This is a genomic window from Vibrio sp. Hep-1b-8 (genome assembly GCF_006124995.1).
GTDB lineage: Bacteria > Pseudomonadota > Gammaproteobacteria > Enterobacterales > Vibrionaceae > Vibrio.
In genome coordinates this window covers 26,831-50,711 of record NZ_QEWN01000108.1, presented here as the reverse complement: position 1 = coordinate 50,711, position 23,881 = coordinate 26,831, and the positions used below count along the sequence as shown (strand labels likewise).

20 protein-coding genes and 1 pseudogene are annotated in these 23,881 nt (G+C 45.3%); 18 read left to right on the top strand and 3 right to left on the bottom strand.

Annotated elements, in window-relative coordinates; translation table 11 throughout:
* Positions 1–47: 47 nt before the first annotated feature.
* Both prpB and DA100_RS11865 read right to left on the bottom strand, forming a co-directional pair.
* Positions 48–943: pseudogene (gene prpB, locus DA100_RS11870) on the bottom strand (methylisocitrate lyase).
* 11 nt (positions 944–954) lie between these two features.
* Positions 955–1,650, bottom strand: coding sequence for a GntR family transcriptional regulator (locus DA100_RS11865; RefSeq protein WP_138972326.1), 696 nt, complete (start codon positions 1,648–1,650; stop codon positions 955–957).
* A gap of 270 nt (positions 1,651–1,920) precedes the next feature.
* On the opposite strand from DA100_RS11865, the gene DA100_RS11860 reads away from it, so the two are divergent.
* Positions 1,921–2,718, top strand: coding sequence for a hypothetical protein (locus DA100_RS11860; protein ID WP_138972325.1), 798 nt, complete (start codon positions 1,921–1,923; stop codon positions 2,716–2,718).
* Between the two features lie 67 nt (positions 2,719–2,785).
* On the opposite strand, the gene DA100_RS11855 is transcribed toward DA100_RS11860, so the two are convergent.
* Positions 2,786–3,688: a hypothetical protein gene (locus DA100_RS11855; RefSeq protein WP_138972324.1), complete on the bottom strand. Its 903-nt coding sequence runs from the start codon at positions 3,686–3,688 to the stop codon at positions 2,786–2,788.
* A gap of 162 nt (positions 3,689–3,850) precedes the next feature.
* On the opposite strand from DA100_RS11855, the gene tssI reads away from it, so the two are divergent.
* The 17 genes from tssI to tssJ all read left to right on the top strand — a co-directional run bounded on the left by tssI (position 3,851) and on the right by tssJ (position 23,876).
* The gene (tssI, locus tag DA100_RS11850; RefSeq protein ID WP_138972323.1) at positions 3,851–5,833 is read left to right on the top strand and encodes a type VI secretion system tip protein TssI/VgrG; all 1,983 of its coding nucleotides are present in this window, start codon (positions 3,851–3,853) and stop codon (positions 5,831–5,833) included.
* Positions 5,833–6,405: a hypothetical protein gene (locus tag DA100_RS11845; RefSeq protein ID WP_138972322.1), complete on the top strand. Its 573-nt coding sequence runs from the start codon at positions 5,833–5,835 to the stop codon at positions 6,403–6,405. Before tssI ends, DA100_RS11845 begins: the two co-directional genes overlap by 1 nt.
* Positions 6,402–6,701 carry a PAAR domain-containing protein gene (locus DA100_RS11840; protein ID WP_138972321.1) on the top strand — a complete coding sequence of 100 codons (300 nt, stop codon included), beginning with the start codon at positions 6,402–6,404 and terminating at the stop codon, positions 6,699–6,701. Before DA100_RS11845 ends, DA100_RS11840 begins: the two co-directional genes overlap by 4 nt.
* A gap of 210 nt (positions 6,702–6,911) precedes the next feature.
* Positions 6,912–8,351, top strand: coding sequence for a type VI secretion system ImpA family N-terminal domain-containing protein (locus tag DA100_RS11835; protein WP_138972320.1), 1,440 nt, complete (start codon positions 6,912–6,914; stop codon positions 8,349–8,351).
* 29 nt (positions 8,352–8,380) lie between these two features.
* Complete coding sequence (locus tag DA100_RS11830) at positions 8,381–8,902, top strand: type VI secretion system tube protein Hcp (protein ID WP_138972319.1); 522 nt, start codon at positions 8,381–8,383, stop codon at positions 8,900–8,902.
* A 19-nt stretch (positions 8,903–8,921) separates the two neighbouring features.
* Positions 8,922–9,425 (top strand): type VI secretion system contractile sheath small subunit, encoded by a 504-nt coding sequence (gene tssB, locus DA100_RS11825; RefSeq protein ID WP_138972318.1) that lies wholly within the window; start codon positions 8,922–8,924, stop codon positions 9,423–9,425.
* Complete coding sequence (gene tssC / locus DA100_RS11820; protein WP_138972317.1) at positions 9,425–10,903, top strand: type VI secretion system contractile sheath large subunit; 1,479 nt, start codon at positions 9,425–9,427, stop codon at positions 10,901–10,903. Before tssB ends, tssC begins: the two co-directional genes overlap by 1 nt.
* Before the next feature lie 59 nt (positions 10,904–10,962).
* Positions 10,963–12,357 (top strand): type VI secretion system contractile sheath large subunit, encoded by a 1,395-nt coding sequence (locus DA100_RS11815; protein WP_138972316.1) that lies wholly within the window; start codon positions 10,963–10,965, stop codon positions 12,355–12,357.
* Complete coding sequence (gene tssE / locus DA100_RS11810; protein WP_138972315.1) at positions 12,357–12,782, top strand: type VI secretion system baseplate subunit TssE; 426 nt, start codon at positions 12,357–12,359, stop codon at positions 12,780–12,782. Before DA100_RS11815 ends, tssE begins: the two co-directional genes overlap by 1 nt.
* A complete protein-coding gene (gene tssF / locus DA100_RS11805) occupies positions 12,775–14,526 on the top strand; it encodes a type VI secretion system baseplate subunit TssF (protein ID WP_138972314.1) in 1,752 nt (583 codons plus the stop codon). The genes tssE and tssF overlap by 8 nt, the downstream gene beginning before the upstream one ends.
* 14 nt (positions 14,527–14,540) lie before the next feature.
* A complete protein-coding gene (locus DA100_RS11800; protein ID WP_138972381.1) occupies positions 14,541–15,470 on the top strand; it encodes a type VI secretion system baseplate subunit TssG in 930 nt (309 codons plus the stop codon).
* Positions 15,471–15,525: 55 nt separating this feature from the next.
* Positions 15,526–18,141, top strand: coding sequence for a type VI secretion system ATPase TssH (tssH, locus tag DA100_RS11795; RefSeq protein ID WP_138972313.1), 2,616 nt, complete (start codon positions 15,526–15,528; stop codon positions 18,139–18,141).
* Positions 18,142–18,167: 26 nt separating this feature from the next.
* Positions 18,168–20,714, top strand: coding sequence for an MFS transporter (locus tag DA100_RS11790; RefSeq protein WP_138972312.1), 2,547 nt, complete (start codon positions 18,168–18,170; stop codon positions 20,712–20,714).
* The gene (locus tag DA100_RS11785) at positions 20,711–21,709 is read left to right on the top strand and encodes an ABC transporter substrate binding protein (protein ID WP_138972311.1); all 999 of its coding nucleotides are present in this window, start codon (positions 20,711–20,713) and stop codon (positions 21,707–21,709) included. The genes DA100_RS11790 and DA100_RS11785 overlap by 4 nt, the downstream gene beginning before the upstream one ends.
* Entirely contained in the window at positions 21,706–22,449 is a 744-nt protein-coding gene (locus DA100_RS11780) for a transporter substrate-binding domain-containing protein (protein WP_138972310.1), read from the top strand. The genes DA100_RS11785 and DA100_RS11780 overlap by 4 nt, the downstream gene beginning before the upstream one ends.
* 3 nt (positions 22,450–22,452) lie before the next feature.
* Complete coding sequence (locus tag DA100_RS11775; protein WP_138972309.1) at positions 22,453–23,397, top strand: FHA domain-containing protein; 945 nt, start codon at positions 22,453–22,455, stop codon at positions 23,395–23,397.
* Complete coding sequence (gene tssJ, locus DA100_RS11770) at positions 23,394–23,876, top strand: type VI secretion system lipoprotein TssJ (protein WP_138972308.1); 483 nt, start codon at positions 23,394–23,396, stop codon at positions 23,874–23,876. Before DA100_RS11775 ends, tssJ begins: the two co-directional genes overlap by 4 nt.
* The last annotated feature ends 5 nt before the right edge of the window (positions 23,877–23,881 follow it).

The following is a 23,881-nucleotide window of genomic DNA, read 5'->3' as shown; positions in this document are numbered from 1 at the left end:
ACGTTATTGGATTAATTCCGAATTCGTTTTCCTGGGCTTCCGAGTGATTATTTTCCTTCTGAAAATAGCTGATCCAGCTTATCTTCATAATCGTGATATTTGAGGTGAGCATAGAGCTCTTTGCGCGTCTGCATGGATTCCGTGAGCGCTTCTTGGTTCCCTACTTCCAACAAGTGTTTGTAGACGGTTTCCGCCGCCTTGTTCATCGCTCGGAACGCACTTAACGGGTAAAGCACCATATCCACTCGCGACTTAGCCAGCTCTTCACAACCATACAAAGGCGTTTGGCCAAATTCAGTAATGTTGCCAGGATTGGAACATGTCTGCCCGTCGCCTGCTCTAAAGCTTGAGAAAACTGAACGTACTGCTCTAGTTTGTTCATCGCCTCGGGGAAAATCATATCCGCCCCAGCTTCCACACAAGCGATAGCACGCTCTATCGCACTGTCGATACCTTCAACAGCCAAGGCGTCGGTGCGTGCCATGATGACAAAGCTTTCATCGTTGCGAGCGTCAACGGCCGCTTTGACTCGGTCGACCATCTCCTGCTGGCTAACGATCGCTTTATTCGGTCTGTGACCACAACGCTTTTGAGCAACTTGGTCTTCCATATGTACCGCACCAGCACCGACCTTCTCCATCGCTTTGATGGTACGCGCGATGTTAAACGCTCCACCAAAACCGGTATCGATATCAACCAGTAACGGTAAGTCGCATGCGTTTGTAATACGCTCTACATCAACCAAAACATCGTTTAGAGTGGTGATACCCAGATCAGGCAAACCATACGAAGCATTGGCGATACCGCCACCTGACAAGTAAATCGCCTGATGACCTAAGTTTTTCGCCATCATGGCGCAGTACGGATTAATCGTTCCGACGATTTGAAGTGGGTTATTTTGCTCGACGGCAAGTCTGAACTTCGCCCCTTGAGATAAACTCATGACTGTTTCCTCTAGTCCCTTAGGATTTGTTGTTCAATCAGTGTGCGGCTTCCAGAAATATGACGACGCATTAGCATTTCAGCCAACTCTTCATCACGGTTACGGATCGCCTGTAAAATGTATTTGTGCTCATCCAACGCTTCTACCGGACGAGACTGTGCTCGCGGTGACTGATAGCGGTACATGCGCAGTAAGTGGTATAGCTCATCGCATAGCAACGAGATCAACTGGCTGTTGCGACTGGCTAAAATGATTCGGTAGTGAAAGTCGAAATCACCGTGCTGGTGAAAATAGGACGCGCCTTCGACTTCATCAATATGATTTGAATGTGTCGACAAAACGGCTTCAAGGCCCGCCAACTCTTCAGTAGTAATATGTCTAGCGGCTAAACGAGCTGCCATCCCTTCTAGAGCTTCTCGCACTGAATAGAGCTCGATAAGTTTTTCGGGAGAGAAGGTAATCACACGAGCACCGACATGAGGAATGCGCTCAATCAAACCTAATCCCTCAAGGCGCATGATCGCTTCACGCAACGGGCCACGGCTAACTTGATAACTCTTTGCCAGTTCCGGCTCAGAGATTTTACTGCCTGGTGCAATATCGCCATTGACTATCGCCTCGACCAAAGACTCTGTCAGCGTCTCAGACTTAGTATTCTCTTTTTCGGCCGCGCCTTCTTTACGACGAGATTTAAGTTCTAGGTTCATATCTGAATTACTCACGCTAACGACAGCAGACTGTCTACAATTTGTTGGTACAGAATTAAAATAGACCATTATATTGTCGACAATCAAACAGATTGTCGACAATTTAGACTAAGGTAGTAGGCTAAATGCCAGTAATGAGATAAGCACACAAAGGCAAAGAAAAACGGTGATGTGACCTAGGGCAACATTATTGCAATGATATCAATGACTCTCAGTCAGTATACAATTAGTATCCTAGATACATTCACCAATAAATAACGACAAAGGCTTATGCGCGTTGGTAAGGTTCAAACCATACTATTAGGGTTAACAGTAGTTACTTTGGCTGGTTGCTCGATGTTTTCTCCAGCAGAACGTCAGCCCTACTATCCCCAGATACGAGACGTAACGTACTCAGATGATGACATCACTGTTATCGAATCGAACAATGTGCTCAAAGCGGCGATTGTGCATAACGAGTTCGTGCTGGTTGAAGACAAACACAGTGTGAATCAGTCTTTCGAGCAGGTCTTCGCTGAAGCGATAGAAAACCAAGCGGTGACGGTAGAAGATCTAAAAAGTGAGCAATTTCATCTAGCTTTAGAAGAGATAATCAAACAGTTCAGTTGTGAACTTTATGCAAGCCAACAAGCCAGCGATTCTGTTCAGCTATGCCCACAGCAAAATCAGATTGTCGACAATTCCCTAGATTACCTCCCTTTTCAACAAGGACTACGTTTCACCCAACGCAATAGTACAATAAAACAGAATGAACAGGATACATTACAGTTAGAGATGTTTCTCAAGAGTACCCATGAGCGTTCATTAGACTCTCTGTGGGGAGCCGTTCACGAGCTGGGTAAATTTAAAGGCAGTAGACTCGCCCCTGAACAATTGGTACTGACCATCAATCTCAAGGCATACAAAAAGTCCTCTAGTGACCATACGTGGAAGTACATCTATCCAGAACCACTGGTGTTCTTTATCGTGCTTCCTTCTGTCGATCATCTCATCCAGCGACCAAACGAAGTGGAAAGCATGGCTTTCGCTTATCGCACAGCCAAACTACTAGTGGTTGATAGCCGATAAACTATCGTGGTTAATATGAAAAAAAACCGCATCCCGTGATGCGGTTTTTCTGTAACTGAAGTCATCACTACACAGAATACTTGTACTTCGCCATGCTTGGGTCGATCAAGCCAGAGTCAATTAAGTTTTTCTCTAGCATCATATTCTGCAATTGCTTGAGTGAGTTTATGTTGCCGTAACCTCTTCTTATTTGATCAAACGCCTCTTCAAGTTTCGGTAGGTTTTCCGCGGTCATCTGCTCCGTTGCCGCTTCACTGGATGCCAAGAACCACTCAACGTCTTTGGTTATTTCTTGGACATGCACCAAGGTTTCACGCAACTTGTCTTGATAGTGCTGTACTTCTTGAACAGCAGTAAAGTATTCAGCCCATGCCTGCATTCTTTCCAACGTCGCATCTTCACTGGAATCCATGCTGATAATAGTCTGCGAAAGTTTTTTTCTCGATGAGTTGATCGCCTCTTTGAGCTTAAATAGCCTTAAACTCATTTCATCCGCTTTCTTAGGTAATAACTTAATCTCGTACTTCACTAGTTTACGAATAGCGTGCATTTTTTGATCACGTTTTTGCGCCGAGTTTACAAACACTTGGTGATCTACTTTACCGACGGGATTCACTTTCAACTGCTTACGTGCTTCTTCGATTTTCTTTGAAAGCAGTGTCTTAACCCCCTTCTTTGAACCCTCTTCCCAAGCTTTACGCGAAGCCGCTTTTAACGCAGCGCCCCCCGCTGATTCCAACATAGCAGCCCCTTCTTTACTGCCAGGAAAAGGAATCAGACCAATGCCCGTTTTAATGCCTTGCTGCACCACGTCCATGGCGACCATTTTTTTGTCACGCTTAACCCAATTTTTAGCTGACTGATATTTGTTACCAAACTTTCTAGCCCAACTTTTATGGTAAGTAGCACTTTCTTTCTCGACATGGTTTAAAAACTCTTTTGCCATGTTCTTTGCATCAGCACTAGCCATTACACTCTCCCCAATAGTTATGTGATTTATAAATCATAGCGAATTTAATTTATTTAATAATAAAATCCTGCTACTTTTTAATACATTATTAACACATATCACAACCCATTGTTTCGAAATACGTTTATTTCGACGCGAAGAAGTCAGTTTAAAGGACGTGTTATGGCTGAAAAATATTCGGCATCTGCTAGCCCGATATCCGCCAAAGATTACAAAGGCCAACAACATACCATCAGCCAATTTTCCGTGACTCAATCTTTGTCACAATCGTTTTCAATCACAGCGACACTTATTTCCAGTAATTTTGATGCTCAAAGCCAGTTGGGTCAGTTATTGACAATCAATCGCTATTCAAACCTTACGGGCAGTTCAACCTTGTCACGATCGTACAATGGCATTGTGACGCGTATTGAAAATCAGGGTATGGATAGCAACCTGCAATACGCGGTTTATCAGATAACGCTCAGTCCATGGTTAGATCTTCTAAAACACACTCATGCTTTTCGTGTATACCAAAATCAGTCAACCAAAGAGATAGTCAGTGACATCTTCGACAATGCGGGGTTCAAAGGTTGCTATAAAATCGCCAAGATGCCTTCTACCAAACGCGAATATTGTCTTCAGTACAATGAATCTGATTTCGATTTCGTCACACGTTTGCTGGCAGAGGAAGGTATCCATTACTACTTTACTCACTCAGCGACTGAACACACCCTAGTACTGCAAGATGCGCAGTCCCCTTTCGATAAAGCTGACAATGCGAAGTTTGATATGGCAGAAACCCCTTCAGGTTCATTGCCACTACTTGATACTTGGGCACCTGCACTGGCATTTCACGGCGCGAGTATTGAATTAACCGCCTACGATTACACTCAAACTAAATTCGTGACGAGTAAAGCTCAAAAAAGCACTCATTCCATTGCTAACAACACTAAGTTGGCGAATCGACACTATCCGCCTTTAGGGATCTCAGGAGATAAAACCGATTTAGCCAGCAACCTAGCAAAACGCAGGATTGAGCATCTGCAACAAAACTATCAAACCATTGAATCGACAGCGAAACACGACTTATTCGACATAGCGACGTGGTTTTCTCTGTCCAGTCATCTCGATAAATCTCAGCTTGACGATTATTCGGTTATTTCGGTTACGACCCGTTACTCTTCGGATGTAACGTGCAGTAGCACGATTACCGCCGTTCCAAAAGCAACAACCTACTATCCAAATCCAGTCGAAAAACAACGGGTTCATGGGATGCAGAGCGCGATCGTCGCAGGATCTACAGTCGGAGAGATAAACCAAGATGAGCAAGGCCGAGTCAGAATCCAGTTTCAATGGGATACGGAAGCAAGCGGTGATAAAACCAGTTGCTACGTTCGCGTTGCACAGATGATGGCAGGAAGCGGCTACGGAGCCCAGTTTATCCCTCGCACTGGTCAAGAAGTTCTCGTCTCGTTTATCGATGGCGATCCAGACCAGCCGATCATTACTGGTAGCGTCTATAACAGCAAGAATGCTCCGCCGTACAAAGAATCAAATTCAACGAAAAGTGGGATTAAAACCAAGCTGTCCGGTCAATCGAACGAACTCTATTTCGATGACAACAAAGATAATGAGCTGATTTATCTGCATGCGGCCAAGGACATCACTCAAGAAGTGGAAAACAATCATACTGAAACGGTGAAAGGTAAGTTGGCACAGAAAGTCACCAAACAGATGGCGATATCGACCGAAGATAACTACAGCCTCACCGTAGCTAAGGCGCTGAGTAATAAAGCGAAAACCATCACCATCGAAGCGGATGACAGCATCGACCTCAAAGTCGGTTCTAGCAAGATATCGATTACGTCATCATCCATTAGCATCGAAGCGAGCAACATCGACATAAAAGCCAGCAGCGCTCTTAATCTTCAAGGCACTAATGTGACAAGTAAAGCGACCTCAGCTAACAAAATCACAGGAGCGACAACCGCTTTACAAGCAACGAGTTCAAATTCGATCAAAGGTATGAGCGTATCGATCAAAGCCGACACCACGTTATCGGCAGAAGGGTCGTTGAGTGCAGAGTTTAAATCTGGGCTCAAGGCAACATTCGATGGCGGCGTTATGGGCGAAGTTAAAGGCGCCATTGTTAAGGTAAACTAATGAACTATAAAAAAATCCCTTACCAAACCTGTGGCCAAATACTACCAAGGTTTAAAGCTTCCGAAGAAGCACAACAACAGCTCGATCCAGAGATGTCCGTTTCACAGGCACTAGAAGCCTTACAGCAAGCGCAGCTATTTAACGACTTGATCCAGTTTCTTGCTCATGCGCTGCCTGTCCGTGAAGCGGTATGGTGGGCGAGTCTTTGTCTTCAACTACGCCAAGATGTTTGGAACCCTACCCAGCTCCAATGCATTCAAACAGCCCAGCAATGGGTTCAATCACCTGCTGAAGAACTTAGGCGCAAAGCCGAGCTATTATCCAATCGACTGGAGCTTAACTGTGGGCCATCTTGGCTAGCTCAAGCCGTTTTTTGGAATGGTTCAGGCAGTATTGTCGCCCCCGATCTGCCCGCTGTCATGCCAGATCCATTTCTCTATGCAAAAGCCGTTGCAGGCGCAATTAATCACTCAGCGGCACTGCCTACTTGGAATGAGGCACCCGCCTATTATACTCAATCAGTGGCTTATGCATTAGATATCGCCAACGGTGGCAATGGAGGAAAAGTATGACGTTAGCGGCTCGCCTAACAGACATGCATGTTTGTCCCATGCAAACACCTGCAGTCCCCCCTATACCTCACGTTGGTGGACCAATTACCGGACCGGGAGTACCAACAGTGCTGATTGGCAATATGCCTGCCGCAACTATGGGTGACATGTGCGTGTGTGTCGGCCCTCCAGACTCGATAGTCAAAGGCAGTGCGACTGTACTAATAATGAACAAACCAGCAGCCAGAATGGGGGATACTACTGCACATGGTGGCACTATCGTATTAGGTATGCCCACCGTTCTTATCGGCGGATAAAACCTTCCCATAAACAAGGATTTACTAAAATGTAATCGTGCTCCGTCCAATTTTTTAGATGCAAGTCACTTTTTTGGCGAAATAATGAAAATGGACGAGCCTTTTACAAAAATATGCCTAGACTATCAATTGTAGGAATCGCCCCACATCCCATCAATTTAACAGGCGATTACATTAACCAGACTGATACAAAATAATAACGGAAGCTGCATGGTAGAAATCGATCGTTTGCTAACACCCATCTCCGAAGAATCTCCAACAGGTGCTTACCTTAAACTTGATCGTACTGCTTACCGTGGCTTGCGTAATAATTACAACGCCGCACAATCTTCGTTTCGTCAGTTGATTGAGACACCAGACGCATCTAATGATGAAGCGCTACTTAGAGCCAACCAACATAATTGGCAACAGTTACACGAGAGCACGTATGAAGCGCTCACTCAATCAACAAAAGATATTGAACTTTTAGGCTGGTATATCTCAAGCCAACTGTTCACCGCACAGCCGTATCAAAATCTTGCTGATTCCACCAGCGTACTGACTCAGTTTATCGAACAGTTCGGAACTGAGTTGCATCCGACCTTGCCTGAAAACAAAATTAAAAGCAGTGACGAGCAAGGGAAACAGCAAGAGCTGACTGAGTTCAGAATCAAGCCTCTGCTACAACTTGTCGGTGAAAGTAACGACTCAACCGCCCTATTTATGCCACTGCAATTGATTGGCATGATTGATGACATCACTTTTGGTGACTATCTTCGAGCCGAGCGCAGTGGCACGCTTGCAACACTAGTGGAAAAGGCACAACAACAGTTTTCTAGCGATGTAGAAGAGACGGTTTTACTGCTCGCGCAAGCCTATCAACACTTTACGGAAGCGGAAGCATCCATCGCAAAACAGTGTCAGCTAGTCGGCATCACACCCATCAGTTTCCGCTTTGTAAAAACGAACATCGCTGATGTAATCAATGCAATTCGCTACCTTACTGGGGAAAAGTTCACTGTTTGGCCACTGGACGAGAACCTAAAGCTACGCAAAGAAGAAGTGATAGAGCCGACACCAAGCGAGCCTACTGCTGTTGACCATCAAGCGTCGAGTGAACCGCTGAACGATGTAGCACCTTCAATACCCGCTACATCAGCAACACCAGTTGAGACTGCACCTCAAGTCACGTCCGATTCAATGTCGACACCAACACAAGCGGCTGTATTTGTGACTCAACCTGTAGCCGTTAAACCGGTAACCAGTCGTGATCAGGCGTTCCAGCAACTAAGAGAACTGTCAGAATTTTTTAAGCAGACTGAGCCTCACAGCCCGATTTCATTTTTACTTGAACGTGCGATTCGTTGGGGCTACATGAGTCTGCCAGAATTGTTGCAAGAGATGACCGGTGGCAACAGTAGCGTGATACAGCACATTAACCAATTGACTGGGATGGATAACTTAAATCAGCTTGATCTTAGTGATAAAACCCCTTCCCAACCTTCCGTCGTTAATACGAACGTCATCGTCAATAACGATACTCAATTAGCTATAGAACCGGCTCCTTCCGTTGAAATTCCTCAACAAGAAGCAGCTACTACAAACAAACCAACACAAACTGAAGCGACCTCCACTCCGTCATCAGGTAGCCTGAATGACTTTGAGTGGTAACGAGATGCTGATCAGCAAAGGAGAATAAAATGGCTTCTATTTTCATGAGAATAGACGGTACAAAACCTAAAGGTGCTGCAACTGTAGAAAAAATTGGTGGTAAAGATGGCTTCTTCGCTATCGATACAATCACATGGAACGCCGTTCGTGGTGTAGGTATTGATGTCGGCAACGCAAACAACGCAGACCAAGGTATGGTTGCACTTGGTGAAGTTAACGTAACTCGCGGTTGTGACGGTGCGACACCTTACCTAACAACCTTCCTATACGCACCAGGCGGCGAAGGCAAAACCGTTGAGATCGTCATGACTAAGCCAAACCGTGAAGGTTCAGGTGCTGATCCATACTTAATTCTTACTTTAAAAGCAGCACGTATGTCTAGCTACAACATGGCCGCGTCTGACGGTTCACTGCCAAACGAATCATTCAGCCTAACTTACACTGAAATTTCAAAAGCTTACTACATCGAAGGCGAAGGCGGTAAGATCGAGAAAGGTCCTGAAGTTGGCTTTGATGCTACAGCGGCTAAAGTGACATCAACTGCTTCATAATTGAATAAGGAGATCCATTGTGGCACTTAATTCCCAACACAAACGCGTAAGTAAGAACCGCGTAAGTATCACTTACGATGTGGAAACTAATGGCGCTGTAGAAACCAAAGAACTCCCATTTGTTGTTGGGGTAATTGGTGACTATTCGGGTCATAAACAAGATAAAGAAGACGTTGAAGAACGCACGTTCTACAACGTCGACAAAGACAACTTTGACAACGTAATGAAACGTATTGGCCCTGAGCTAACCCTCAAAGTTGATAATGTTTTAGCCGATGATGACAGTCAGTTTGAAGCTAGCCTAAAGTTCAACTCGATGAAAGACTTTGAGCCAGAAGCCATCATTGAACAAGTTGAGCCTCTGAAGAAGCTGGTAGAAACTCGTAACCAACTGAAGGTGCTACTTTCAAAGGCAGACCGCTCTCGCGATCTAGAAAAACTACTTAAAGAAGTACTGCAAAGCGCGGACACAATCAACGCACTTTCTGAAGAGCTTGGTATCAACAAAGAAGGAGGCGAATAATGAGCACTGAAGCTGAAAAGCAAGGCCAGCCCGAAGCGGTAGAAGGCGCATTAAGTTTTCTGGATCGCGCGATTGAAGCGACGACACAGACGCCTGCTGATACCACTAAAGAACTGTTCTCTGTACTCGCAGAGCAAGCGTTATCAGGTACGGTAACGTGGGACAAAAACCTTACCAAGACTATCGAGAATGCGATCTCTGAAATCGATAAGAAGCTTTCTAAGCAGCTTTCGGAAGTGATGCAACAAAATGACTTCCAAAAGCTGGAAGGTTCATGGCGTGGTGTACAAAAGTTGGTTAAAGAAAGCGAGCTTGGCCGTGATCTTAAGATCAAAATGGTTGATTTCACTCAAGAAGAGTTACTTGAGCAATTTGAAGATGCACCAGCGATCGATCGTAGCCCATTGTTCAACGCCGTATACCAAGGTGAATTTGGCACCGCTGGTGGTGAACCTTATGGCACATTCATCGGCGACTATGAATTCAGCGCTAAAGATGAAGATGTAGCGTTACTTCGATACATGGGCGAAGTCGCAGCCGCGTGTCATGCGCCATTCATCGCTGCAGCCAATGCACAGATGTTTGAATTTAACAACTTCACGACTTTTGATGAAGGTAAACCAGTAGCGGCTGGCTTTGATTCACCAGCATACGCCGCGTGGAATGCATTCCGTGAAAGTGATGACGCTCGTTATGTGACCTTAACTCTGCCACGTACCATGGCTCGTCTGCCATACGGTGAGAAAGGTCTAAGCACGAAGTCATTTAACTACGAAGAGCTAGGCACAGATATGGATGGCAATCCAAAACCAGCAAGCAATGATCAGCTTGTTTGGTCTAACGCTGCTTACGATCTTGGTCTAAAAATGACTCAAGCATACACAGCTTCTGGCTGGTGTACTGCGATCCGTGGTCTGGATAACGGCGGTAAGGTAGAAAACCTACCAAACCTAACGTACAAAACAGAAGCCGGTGATCTTGTTCAGCAATGCCCTACTGAAGTAAACCTCACTGATGAACGTGAAAAAGAGTTAAGTGATCTTGGCTTCTTGCCTTTAGTTCACTACAAAAACTCTAACTACGGTGTGTTTATTGGTGGTCAAACGACTCAAAAACCAAAAACATTTACTGACCCAGATGCAACAGCAAACGCGGCGATTTCCGCTCGTCTGCCTTACATCATGGCGAGTGGCCGTATTGCTCACTATCTCAAAGTGATGGGCCGTGACAAACTGGGGTCAAACCTAGAGGCTCCAGACATTCAACGTGAACTTCAGTTGTGGATTGACCAATACACCAACGCTGGTGCAATTGGTAACGAACAACGAGCGAGAACGCCTCTGGCAGAGTCACGTATTGAAGTCGTTGAACAACCGGGCCGTCCTGGCTCTTACTCAGCGGTCGCACACCTGCGTCCTTGGCTACAACTAGAAGAGCTGACTACCTCAGTTCGTATGGTTGCTAAGATTCCAGGCTAAATCCAAATAAGGCCGGATTTTCCGGCCTTATTTTCCTCACTGCATATCCTCAGGACGTTATGGATTTTAATCTCGACTCACAATGGCAACGGAATTTTGCCGAATTAGACAACACAGACAACGACTTTTTGCAAGAGTCGCTTTCTCTGCTGTCTGAAATCTCACAGGATGCACTTCACAGCAAAGCAAGTCTGATTGCGTTTGTTTCCAAGATGATTCACCAACTGGATGATGGTATATCGAAACAACTTGACGAGATCCTTCACCACAACGACTTTGAAACACTGCACGCAAGTTGGTTAGGACTTGAAGGTTTAGCGACACTGCCAGTCAACAAGCAACGCACCAGACTGAAGTTGCTCGATATGGATTGGAGTGAAGTCTCCAGTGATGTCAATCAGGCTTACACCATTAAGGGCAGCGAACTGTATAACAAGATTGGTAACAAAGAGCTAAACACTCTTGGTGGTCATCCATTTGGTTGTCTCGTCTTTAGCCATAACATCTCGTTAGATATGGACTTTGACGCCGACTATGACGACCTATTTACACTGGAGCTGCTCAGCAAACTCGGTGAGCTATCCCTCTGCCCGATGTTGTTTTCTCCAGATAGACAGTTTTTTGTCGAATCTAGTGCAGATTGGCTTTCTGACACCAATCGAATTGACAAAATACTCTCCGGTGTCGACTACCAATCATGGCAAAACCTGAGAAGTAAAGTTTCCACCAAGTTTGTTGGCTTTGTCATGCCCTCTATTCGCATGAGAAGCCGCTATAAAAATTCGAAAGTGGGTTTTATATACAATGAATCAGGGCAAGGTCTCTGGGGTAACGCGACTTTTGCGTTTGCAGCGACGATTATGCGCGAGCACCACAGGGTCAACTGGTTTGGATTTTTGAAATCGCGCTGGAATGACAAATCTCAAGGCGCTCTCGTCAATCTTGAACAGTCCAATAGCCGCTTCTTAGCAAAACCAGAAACTGACGTGGTATTGTTTGGTCAAATTGCGACTTTTTACGCCCAAAATGGCTTTATTCCATTAACTAAAAGTGCTTTAAGCGATAAATATTACTTCAACGGCAATAACTCAATTTGGCAAAGTGGTCAGACAGACAATGAAAAAGTACTGACACAGATCCAAACCAGCCTAATGTCTTGCCGTATCGCCCACTACCTGAAAGTACAAGTGCGCGAGATGATTGGTAGCTTTAATACCGCGGCAGAGTGTGAACTCTTTTTGACCCACTGGATCGAAAAGTTCTCCAGCAATGTCGCGCTTGCCAATGAAGAAACACTCTCCAAATACCCACTTAGCTTCGCCAAGATCAATGTCACGGAGTCTGCACATCATACCGGTAGTTTCAATTGTACCTTACGTATGGTGCCGCAATACCAATATGACCATTTTAGTGGTGAAGTGGTGTTAACCACCGAGCTCAATGAGGTGGCGTAATGAGTTTCTGGAAGAGCTTTGTTCAACCTCACGATACATCAGGGCCAAATGATGACATTGAGGATATCAAATACCACCTGACCAAATTGCTAGAGTCGGAAGCGTCACTATTCGAAATCGATGACCGGTTCTTAGAGCTGCAACGTTCCAATTTCCGTTTTGGTATCGAAGATGTGCAACTACTGAGTGCCAGCCTTGACCAGAGTCAGTTAGCTCTTCACTTAGAAAGTTATATCAAGCATTTCGAGCCTCGTTTGAGCCAAGTGATGGTTGAGTTAGGTGAACGCAAAGAGAGTGAAAATGCGATCGCGTTTAACATCATTGCAAAAGCAAAAACTAATCAAGGAGAAACTGAGTTGGTATTTGACTCGAAGATTTCACTCAGCGATCTAAAAGCGTCAATGTCGGAGGATAGCTATGAGTGATCCAATGCTAAGATACTTCGAACAAGAACTCACATTGGTTCGACGTGCGCTTGGTCAGTTTGGTCAGCAACACCCTAGTCATGCTGAACGACTCAATATCCACCAAGGTCAGATCGAAGATCCGAGTCTTGCCCGGTTGCTAGACGGCGTGGCACTGCTTAATGCAACCGTTGAAAAAAAACTCTCTGACCAATTACCAGAAGTGGTTGAAGGTCTGCTTGGCGTTCTTTATCCGAGCTATATCCAGACCGTACCTAGCGTTGCGTATCTCCAACTCGATGAACAGGCTGACTGTTCCGAATCGGTCACGCTACCTAAAGGCTCACAATTTTCCGCACTGGCTCAAGGGCAAAACTGCACGTTCACGACGGTCGACGAGATCACGACTGCGCCATTTAAGCTGGTGGATACCTCGGCATCTAGTGCACCTTTCAAGTTTAACCGTCCAAAAGGCACTGAACTCACCACTGCGGTAATCCAGCTAACACTTTCGACGTTAGACCCTGATCGCCCTTTTTCTTCATTAAGCTGTGACGACCTAGATTTTTTTGTTCAGGGCTTTGAAAACAATGCCGATTCTTTAGTTGAACTGCTACTGGCTGAAACTCGAGCGATTTCCGTTTCGGATCAAGAGTGTGCCCATCATGTTGTACTAGCACCTGAAAAACTTAAAACTCGCATCAGTGATAGCCAATTTCAGTTTTTGCCACAAAAAGGCAACCAGTTTTCGGGTTATCAGTTGATCAGCGAGTTTTTCTTCTTTAAAGAGAAGCGCCAATTTTTCAGGCTGAAAGGTTTTGGTGATGCGATTAAACAGTTCGATTCGTCGCACATTGTGCTCAATCTTTTTATGCACAGTTTACCGACTGAGTTCATGCGCCTATTCGACAATCAGGTGTTTAAACTCAACATCGTCCCTGCCCTTAATTTGTTTGAACAAACCGGTGAACCAACAGCCTATGATCAACGTAGCCTCAGCGTGCCAATTAATGCCGATGCCCACAGCGGTACTGACATTGAAATCGTCGAAGTACGTGAAGTGTTTGAAATCACTTCAATGGGCGAAAAACCTTTAATTCCGCTATTTAAAGATAGCTATCGCTCAGATAAAAATGCCGACCACTGGCAATGTAGCCGCGATAGTAATAGCGAGTTTCGTCTCACTGTAAGCTTAAATAATCAACGGGAGATGGAATTTAATAAACTGTTCGGTACTCGCCTGCTCTGCACCAATGGTAAACGAGCTTGTGCTGTTCAAGGTAATTTTGAGTGCTTAGAAAGCATTGATCTACCGGGTGATTTCAGTCCTATTTATCCACCATCTGCGCCAATTGGCCGTGAACAGGATCCGCACCTTCATTGGCAGTTTATTGCTTTGCTTAACGCTAATTTTGTCTCGCTGTTGCATGCACAGCATCCAGCAGAAGCGCTTAAAACCATGCTTAGACTCTGTAGCAGAAGCCAAATTGCAGCCGACGAAATCCAAACTATCCGTGATGTAACGATTCGTTCTCAAGTGTCGGCTTTGAGGATTTTAGGCAAAAATGTCTTTTCACCAGGTACTGAGATAGAAATCACACTCGATACTCAAGGTGGTTTCCTTGCGTTTAGCGATGTCCTTAACCGCTTCTTCCAACAGTTCTGTAGTTTTGATCGCTACATTCAACTCTCGATTCGAGTCTACGGCCGAGATGGCGTTGTTAAACGTTATCCTAAGATCCACGGCAGTCAGCGCTCGATGTAGTTTGGGACATGATGATGAATGTAGTTACAGATCTCACTCAAAACACCGAAAAGTATCACTTTGCGCAGGCAATGCGTCTACTGGCACGTTTTATCGCCGATTCACCACAACGGATTGATTTGGTACTCAAAGCTGAAGCGATGCCAACAGGTGATGCCAGTGAAATTCAGTATTTTTCACTCAAAAACAACCGGGCAAAGTTACGCTTAGCGAAACAAGCACTATCGGGTGTTAAAGGTGTCATTCCCTACTACATCTACGAAGAACTCTTGGCAGCATTGCACGATGATGATCATGCACTCAAAGATTTTCTTGATGTGTTCAATCAGCGCTACTTTGAATTGATTGCCCAATTAGAAACTCAACCTTGGCTGCTAGTCCAAAACGAGCTCTATCCTGATAAAACAAAGCTTCTCAATCAACTCGCCGCACTTGAACAGCAGCATGGGCAGTTTTTCCAGTACGCGTTTTTGCTCAGCCAGAGTAGTCGTAATCTCAATGCTCTTGAACAGATGCTCAACGACTATTTCCCGTTTGATATTGAGGTCACCGCTAAACATCATGAGCGTCGTCAGCTTCCCGTTGACTCACTGACAAGGTTGGGAACTCACCCAGATTATAACAGCAGAGCTGGGCAGGGATTTTTAATTGGCAAAACATGTTTGACCCACTTCAATCATCTTGTGGTCTCAATTAAACCTTCGAATGAGCAACAGCTATGGGATATTCAGAATGACACTATGCTCGCCCGATGTATGCGCGACCTGATTCAACACTATATGCGGGACAACACGCCCATATCAATCTATCTCAAAGTAAAGCGCGAATACCTATCGCGCCCTAAACTTTCAAGTAACAAGAACCTTGCGGCCAAACTGGGTGAAGTAGACTGCCTTGCACCAGAAAGACAGCCGCAACAGCTAATAAGTATTTTGCTCAAATAATGGACACAGACCGTAGCTTCGCTGTTTGATGCTTCGAAATACAAAGGAACACTGTATGACACAAGTAACATTGACAAACTTAGTCGCAAAACTTTCTCCCGACTTAAAACAGGCTTTGGAAGTCTCCGCTGGTGCCGCGATGAATCAGGGCGTTCCTTCAATTGAGACCGAGCATTGGCTATTGCAGTTGATCTCACAGCAGGATGCTAACCTAAGTAACCTGATTCAGTCCCAGAAGTTGTCGCAAGATAGTATCGTCAATGAGCTCTCGAGCAAGATCGCGCGCTTGCCAAAGGGTAGCGAGGGTCAACCGACTCTAAGTCACGGTTTGACGGAGTTGATTAAAGACGCATGGATGATCGCCTCGGTCAACTACGGTCACGGTGAAGTCATCAGCCTGCACTTAATTCAGGCTCTGTTGCAACAAAACGTACTTGGTGTGAATACGCTTCAACTTGAAAGTCTCCAATCTGTATCTCTTGAATCTTTGCAGGGCCTGATCAACAAAACGGCCGTTGCACGCAATACGACTTCATCAGCCCAAGGTGCCAGCAGCCCACAAGGTCAACCGACCGGTAACGATGCGTTAAGCAAATACACTATCAACCTAACTCAACAAGCGATTGAGGGTAATATCGACCCAATTTCAGGGCGTAATGCAGAAGTGCGCAAAGCGATCGATATTCTATGTCGTAAGCGTCAAAACAACCCAATCATGGTTGGTGAACCTGGGGTTGGTAAAACAGCCGTGGTCGAAGGGTTGGCACTACGTATCGCTGCCGACGAAGTTCCGGGTGCGCTTCAAGGCGTACAGATTCACTCTCTTGATTTAGGTCTTCTGCAAGCCGGCGCAAGCGTTAAAGGCGAATTCGAGAACCGTCTAAAAGACGTGATCAATGAAGTGAAAAACAGTGAAGTGCCCATCATCGTCTTCATCGATGAAGCTCACACTCTCATCGGTGCTGGGGGTGCCGCAGGTCAGAACGACGCTGCGAACCTACTCAAACCGGCATTGGCACGCGGTGAGTTCAAAACCATTGCAGCAACCACTTGGGCAGAATACAAAAAATACTTTGAGAAAGATCCCGCATTAACACGCCGTTTTCAAGTGGTCTCGATTGAAGAGCCTAATGCGGAAGATGCAAAGCAAATGCTACGTGGTGTTGCCGCGTCCTTGCAGAAGCATCACGGTGCGTTTATCGCTGAGTCTGCCATTGATGCGGCGGTGAACCTTTCGATACGTTACCTGCCAAGCCGTCAGCTACCTGACAAGGCGATCAGCCTACTCGATACCGCCAGTGCTCGTATCGCCCTAACCCAAGGGGCAAAACCTGAAGTGATCGAGTCACTTGAGCAAACCATTCGTTACCAAAAGAATGAGAAAGCGGCTTTAGAGAAAGAGAATGCTCTGTTTGGCATCGCTGAGGAAGAAATTGCACAGATCAGCCAAGAGATAGACGAAAATGAAGCGCAACTGGCCGCGCTAAACACTCGTTGGCAGGAAGAAATTAAGCTGGTTGATAAGATCAAAGCATTGCAAGAAGAAATCAGTAATGCTCAAGGTGAACAAGCGCCTGACTTGTCAAAACAAAAGACCCTCAATGACACCATCGACACCCTCTCGCAACTGCAAGGTGAACAACCTTTGGTTAATGCTATGGTTGATGACAATACGATTGCGCAGGTCATCGCAAACTGGACCGGTATCCCTGTCGGTAGCATGATGAGTGATGAAATTGCTCGCCTGTTATCGCTCGAAGAAGAACTCGATAAACGCGTAATCGGTCAGGACGTGGCGAAACAAGAGTTGGCGAAAGCGATTCGAATTTCACGTGCTGGTCTGACAGATAGCCGCAAACCTATCGGTGTTTTCTTAATGTGTGGCCCAAGTGGTGTGGGTAAAACTGAAACTGCGATGGCATTGGCCGAGCAGCTTTACGGTGGTGCCAATGATATGACCATCATCAACATGACTGAGTTTAAAGAGGAACACAAAATCTCGATGCTACTCGGTTCACCCGCAGGCTACGTCGGGTTTGGTGAAGGTGGTGTGTTGACCGAGGCGATTCGTCGAAACCCCTATTCAGTACTGCTATTGGATGAAATGGAGAAAGCGCACCCTGGTGTTCATGACCTCTTCTACCAGATTTTTGATAAAGGCCATATCAAAGACAGTGAAGGTCGCACCGTCGATTTTAAAAATACCATCATCATTATGACGTCCAATGCAGCAGATCAGGCGATTTGTGATGCGTGTGAAGATAGAGATCAACGCATGAGCAATGAGGAGTTACTTGAAAGTATTCGTCCTGATCTACAGCACTACTTCAAGCCCGCTTTCCTTGGGCGTACAACCATTGTGCCTTACTACCCACTAAATGATGAAGAACTGGCGAAAATCACCGAAATCTCACTCAATCGTATTAAGAAAAAACTGGCTGAACAGTACCAAGCCAGCTTCACTTGGGATAAAGGTTTTGTTGATTTCGTAGTAAACAAAAACACCGATCCAACAACGGGTGGCCGTGCTGTTGAGCAGATCATTAACCGCTCACTGATGCCCAAACTGGCCGAAGAGTGTATCAGTCGTCTCAGCCAGCAACAGCCGATCACACAGGTCTCTGTTGTCGCAGCAAACAACCCAAGTGGTTTTGAACTTACTATCCAATAAAGAGCAAGGCCAAGGAAAGCAGTAATATGAGCAGTACCTCACTCACTAACCGTCGGACGTTTTTCTCGTTGAGAATCAAACTTGTGTTGGCGATCTTTGCTGTATTGCTGTTTTCCAATGGCCTAAATAGTACTCTCAACTACCTCAACTTTGAGAAACGCTTAACGCAAACCAGTGATTCGACCTATCAAGTTGTCCTGAGTGAAACAGACCACGACATCAAACAAGCCATGAGCTTGGGGCTGCCACTAGCCTCCATTTCTAACATTCAATCACTATTAGAACGGAGACTTGCATTAGTTGACGGAATCAGTCGCATCCAAGTGGTCGATCGTCAGGGGGATGTTCTTTTTTCAGCGGGAAAAACTGGGGATTCTGAACGTTTAATCAGTGCTGATATTATCAACACATTTAATGTCAACGAAGGTGCGCTACAACTCTATTATTCGACCCGCTATCTGGATGGCATCAAGCTAACGCTATTACGACAGCAGCTATTTGACACCATTACATGGGTACTTATCGCTTGTGGAATTGGCTACTTCGCACTGTACGCTGGATTAGATTTTTTGCTCACCAAGCTCAAACAAACGTCTAAGGCACTCGAACGAGCCGATTTAGATGACAAGCAATTAATCGAAACGGCGAACCAGCATTTCTTTACCAATAATGCCAAGAACGGATGGCAGAGATTTCGAGATAAGTACTTCCCTGTACTGATCATTGGTCTGGTCATTATCCTCACCATTGCATCCAATCTTGCCAGCTCCTATCAGGCGCTAGACAAATTTTCAACAACCTATGAAGTGCAGCTCGAACAGAAATCGATCGTGATTGGCGATACCTTGAGTAGCATGATTCAACGACTACTTGATCAAGGTGTCCCGCTAGATCGCTTAAACGGTTTAGAGCAAGAGTTTGCTAGCTACACCCACCAACACAAAGAGTTATTGTCTATACAACTACTGCAAAGTGATCATGCGCTTTATCAGTTCTCAAATCTGGGCGTAAATGGAGCGCACTCTTCTTCACTGACGTTACCAATTGGTTCGCGTAGTGACGTCTCATTAAAGATGACAACAGACACCAGTATTATTCCTCAACTTATAGAAGACAGTTTGATGGATATGATGACGGTGCTTATCGCTTCAAGTTTAGTGGTTATTGAGATCATTTTGTTTATCTGTAACTTCATGATTATCAAACCATGGCATCAAATTAAACAGCTACTTACAGACTCAAAAATCGGTGCGACATTATGGTTAGCCCATATTTCAGCCAAAGATGAGTTGGGTCGGTTAACCCAATCGATCAACAGCATTATTAAACGCCAACATCCGCAAAAAACGCTCAATGTCCAGAACCTGCAAGATTACCGCTTTGTCCGTTTACCGCTATTTATGTTGGTCTTCGCAGAAGCATCCTCACTGGCGTTCTTTCCCAACTTCGTGGCGAGTCTAACTCGCTCTTCGCAATGGATACCGGAAAGCTTAATCACCAGCCTACCGATATCGTTGTTTATGTTTTGTTGGGCAATTTCATTGCCTTTTGCAGGCTATTGGTCAGATAAGGTCGGCCGCAGAACATCATTAGTTGTTGGTGGTATCATCACCAGTACAGGCTTGGCGGCAACTGCCATGTGTACCACACTCGAACTCTTGTTAGTCGTTAGAGCATATACCGCCGTAGGTTACGGTATCGTATTTATCTCGGCTCAGGGCTACATTACCGATACCACTAACGCCAACAATCGCACTAAGGGTATGTCGACCTTTTTGTCTGCGTTCTTTTCTGGATCACTTTGTGGTGCTTCGATCGGGGGAATATTGGCTGATAAACTTGGCTATAGTGCAACGTTTTTACTCTCTTCACTATTGGCGATCGTCAGTGTGTTGTTCGTAATGGCCTTCTTTGTTCGTGGTGGCTCCAATTCACAAAGTAAGCCTGTCAGCCTCAACGATTTCAAGATTTTGTTGGGCAACAAGTATTTCACCCTAATAACCTTCTTTAGCGCTATCCCTGCCAAAATTGTTTTGACTGGATTCCTTTATTACATTTGCCCCGTTTACTTACAATACTTAGGCGAAAGTAGCGCCGTTTCCGGTCGAGTCATGATGAGCTACGGTATCGCCATCATCCTGATTTCTCCACTCAGCGCTTTCCTTGTCGACCGATGGGATAACAAAATTCGCTTTATTGTCTTTGGGGGTGTTCTCTCTGCCTTGGCACTGATCAATATTGTGCTACTACCTGGCACACTTGGCTTATTGTTTATCGTTATTCTGATTGGGATTGCTCACGGTATTAGTGTGTCCCCACAAATACCATTAGTGATGGATTTACTGACCAGCGATGGAATCGACAAGGGCAAAACCATCGGTATTTTCAGATTGACCGAGAGGATCGGTAATATCGCCGGACCGATGCTTGCAGGCTTGTGCTTGAGCTTATTTAGCTTTGAAGAAACCATTATCCTCTTTGGGATAACACTTCTAGTAAGTTCAACCGTTCTGACACTCTTTTACGCGCTGTTCACGAAACGTGATCGCCGACAATTGGAGGTGGCAAAATGAGACGAGCCCTGTTGATTATCACATTACTGCTCGTTTCAGTGATGACAAGCAGTCAAGTATATGCTCAGGAAACCAAACAGGTCGTGATGCTGCTATGGCGAGGAGTGACTGATGCAGAAAAAGGTTTTATGGAGTATCTGTCTAGTCAGCGGGATGTGACTTACACCCTATTAGATGCCAAGCGAGATGAACAAACCCTCGCCAGTTACGTGGCCAACATCGATAGTTACCATGCGGACCTCATTTATACCTTTGGAACCACCACTACGCTTGCATTGTTAGGGACAGAGGATAAACCGAGCGCGTTTAGACAAGCGAACCAAACTCCGGTGGTATTCAGTATTGTATCAGACCCAGTCGGTTCGAAAATCGTCTCAGACACAACAGAATCACCGCGTAATTTTACTGGAGTGAGCCATATTGTTCCCCATCAAGTGCAATTTAACGCGATTCAAAAACTCCCTAACATCAACACGATGGGGATTATCTTTAATCCACTTGAAAATAATGCGGTTATCACCGCTAGAAAGATTCAGATGCTATCGGCTCAGTTCTGTATGGATGTTTATCTCTACCCGCTTAGAACGAAGCAAGGTAAGCCGGATTCTGCCTCTCTGCCTATTGTCATCGAAGCGATGAAACAAGATCACGTACAACTTGCCTACCTGCCGCCTGATTCATACATCATCAGTCAAGGTCAGTACATTGTAGAAAGTTTGCACAATCAAGGCATTGCAACATTCTCGGCCACTGAAACTCCGATTCGCAAACATAACGCGCTCTTTGGTATAGTTAGCCGCTACTATAACGTTGGTGAATTCGCCGGACATAAAGCGGAACAAATTTTGAGCAAAAATAGCACAGCTCAGGCTCTGCCTATCGAGCCATTAAGTCAGTATTCTTATATCGTTAACGTCAATGCTGCACGGACTCTGGATTACTATCCCCCCGTTTCAATTTTAAAGATTTCCGAGTTAATTGGAGGGAACGAATGAGCAGACTGATACCCAATGCGAGCAGACTGATACCCAATGCGGCGTTGTGCGTGCTCGCTGCCATCAACCTATTGGCAAGTTCTGTCGCTTGGGCTGAAACGAGCGTTGGGCCAGCTCGGCTGCTATTGACCACTCAAGATTGGCCGCCATACCAAGAATATAAGCACGGCCAAATGCAGGGGCTCGCTCTCGAAAAAGTGAAGTGTGCGTTAGGCAGAATGGGACAGCCTTACCAACTGACGATGACCTCTTGGTCAGATGCTCAGCTGCGTGTGCATAGCGGAGCTCAGCACGGTTTCTTCGTTGCAACTCAAACCGCAGAACGTGATGACTATGCGACGTTATCGAATGCTATCGCTCAGCAAAAATTAATGTGGTACTTCGGTCCAGGTGTTGAACCGAAAATTGATGAATTGTCAAAAGTTAACCTCAAGTTCTCGGCCAAATTTGGGTCGAATAAGTGGTTTTGGTTAAAACGTAATGGCTTCAATGTAGTCAAACAGCCACGAGATGCTAAAGTATTACTAAAGCTTTTAAAACAAAGGGAAATTGATGTTGCTCTAGAGGACGAGTTGGTGTTTGACGGTGAGCTACAAGAGGCAGGCCTACCCAATGATTTCTTCCAGAACCAAATCCACGAAAACAAACCTATGGGTGTGTATTTTTCCAATCGATTCCTTAGCAAGTACTCCGGTTTCTTAGCTGCGTTTAATGCAGCTGTTTCTAAATGTGAGAGGTAACGAGTGGCCGTCAGTGTTCATTTGATTTCTGTACCCACTGAAGAGGTAGTCACCTCAAGAGTTGTGTATCTTCCCGAGTCAGGAGGCACCTTTGGTCGTGCCCCTGCCTGTGATATCTGTCTACCAGACCAAAGCAAGCGTATTTCCCGTGCTCATGGCGAGGTACGTCTTACTGATCGTGGCTATGTCATCATCAACCGTGGACAAAACCAAGCGCAGCTTAACGATAAGCCAATGAATAAAGATAAAGAGTATCCACTCAATGACGGCGATATCGTGAAAGTAGATAACTACACCATGTTGGTTTCTACGTTGGTAGCATCAAGCGACGAAAGCATTGCTACGCCAGTGGATGATTTTTTCTCCCAGCCATTTGAGTTAAATCTCAACGACGATGAAACCGAATTTCTTGAGCAAGGTGACGCGCCTATCGCTCAGCCCACCGCTCGTAATTTTTCACATAAGAATGTACTAAGCGATGACCCGTTTGCCTCTGATCCTTTTGAGGATCTTGATAGCGAAGAAATCGCGCAGCACGTCGAAATAGATGAAGTCGAACAGCCAAAGGTCTTCACCCCAAATACCAATTTGGACTATTTGCCTGTCGATGCACCACGCAATACACAGCTAGAAGCCTCGATCGAAAAGCTGCTGACTATCTCAGAGAAAAACCAGCAGTATTTGCAAAACCCTATGCTTCAGCACGACGCCTTATTCGATGCGTTGGAAAAGACCGTGGATCAGTTTCTCAACGAGTTCGCGCCGACTGAACTAGAAACCCAGTTTAGTGAATATATTTCTGGTGGGTTGTTTGGCAATAAAGAGAAAAAGTACTGGAACATCTATCGCAAGCACTTTAAACACCGCCAACAAAACGGTGATTTCCGTCGTCAGTTCAAGGCTCTGTTTATGGAAAACATGCAAAAGCAGAGAGAGGATAACGGATGACAAAGTGGTATTTGGCAGCCGCGCTTCTTTTAGTCGGATGCTCGTCAGATCCTGTACCTGTTGTTTCCCAATACACCTTGGCGATAAAGGCAGACGAAGCAATAAACCCGTCGGATTCTAACTCAGCGAATCCTGTGGTTGTTCGCCTGTATCAATTGACTGATGTGCAAATGTTTAAGCAACTGCCGTTTATTGATCTCTACAACAACGACGTACAGTTACTCAATGCGAATCTAGTATCAAAACAGATATTGCCCGTAGTACTGCCGAACAATGAAACAAAGCAAACCATCGACATCAATAAAACCACCCAATATGTGGCGGTGTTGGTTGAGTTCGTCGATTACCAAAATAGTGAAGCTAAAGCGTTTTCAACATTACCTCTCGAGGAAGATCAGTTTCTGCAGCTTCATATTCAAGGGGCAAAAGCCTCAATAAGTATTGTCACGCCAGAATCGAGTTGGTGGCAGATATTTTAGTCAGT

Bases quoted from the DNA above. Each gene is read 5' to 3' on its own strand.
- tssF (WP_138972314.1), top strand. From the start codon at position 12,775: ATGAGTGATCCAATGCTAAGATACTTCGAACAAGAACTCACATTGGTT.
- DA100_RS11845 (WP_138972322.1), top strand. From the start codon at position 5,833: ATGAACTATAAAAAAATCCCTTACCAAACCTGTGGCCAAATACTACCA.
- DA100_RS11865 (WP_138972326.1), bottom strand. From the start codon at position 1,650: ATGAACCTAGAACTTAAATCTCGTCGTAAAGAAGGCGCGGCCGAAAAA.
- tssC (WP_138972317.1), top strand. From the start codon at position 9,425: ATGAGCACTGAAGCTGAAAAGCAAGGCCAGCCCGAAGCGGTAGAAGGC.
- tssH (WP_138972313.1), top strand. From the start codon at position 15,526: ATGACACAAGTAACATTGACAAACTTAGTCGCAAAACTTTCTCCCGAC.
- DA100_RS11815 (WP_138972316.1), top strand. From the start codon at position 10,963: ATGGATTTTAATCTCGACTCACAATGGCAACGGAATTTTGCCGAATTA.
- DA100_RS11800 (WP_138972381.1), top strand. From the start codon at position 14,541: ATGAATGTAGTTACAGATCTCACTCAAAACACCGAAAAGTATCACTTT.
- DA100_RS11840 (WP_138972321.1), top strand. From the start codon at position 6,402: ATGACGTTAGCGGCTCGCCTAACAGACATGCATGTTTGTCCCATGCAA.
- DA100_RS11835 (WP_138972320.1), top strand. From the start codon at position 6,912: ATGGTAGAAATCGATCGTTTGCTAACACCCATCTCCGAAGAATCTCCA.
- tssE (WP_138972315.1), top strand. From the start codon at position 12,357: ATGAGTTTCTGGAAGAGCTTTGTTCAACCTCACGATACATCAGGGCCA.
- DA100_RS11855 (WP_138972324.1), bottom strand. From the start codon at position 3,688: ATGGCTAGTGCTGATGCAAAGAACATGGCAAAAGAGTTTTTAAACCAT.
- tssJ (WP_138972308.1), top strand. From the start codon at position 23,394: ATGACAAAGTGGTATTTGGCAGCCGCGCTTCTTTTAGTCGGATGCTCG.
- DA100_RS11790 (WP_138972312.1), top strand. From the start codon at position 18,168: ATGAGCAGTACCTCACTCACTAACCGTCGGACGTTTTTCTCGTTGAGA.
- DA100_RS11785 (WP_138972311.1), top strand. From the start codon at position 20,711: ATGAGACGAGCCCTGTTGATTATCACATTACTGCTCGTTTCAGTGATG.
- DA100_RS11860 (WP_138972325.1), top strand. From the start codon at position 1,921: ATGCGCGTTGGTAAGGTTCAAACCATACTATTAGGGTTAACAGTAGTT.
- tssI (WP_138972323.1), top strand. From the start codon at position 3,851: ATGGCTGAAAAATATTCGGCATCTGCTAGCCCGATATCCGCCAAAGAT.
- DA100_RS11830 (WP_138972319.1), top strand. From the start codon at position 8,381: ATGGCTTCTATTTTCATGAGAATAGACGGTACAAAACCTAAAGGTGCT.
- DA100_RS11780 (WP_138972310.1), top strand. From the start codon at position 21,706: ATGAGCAGACTGATACCCAATGCGAGCAGACTGATACCCAATGCGGCG.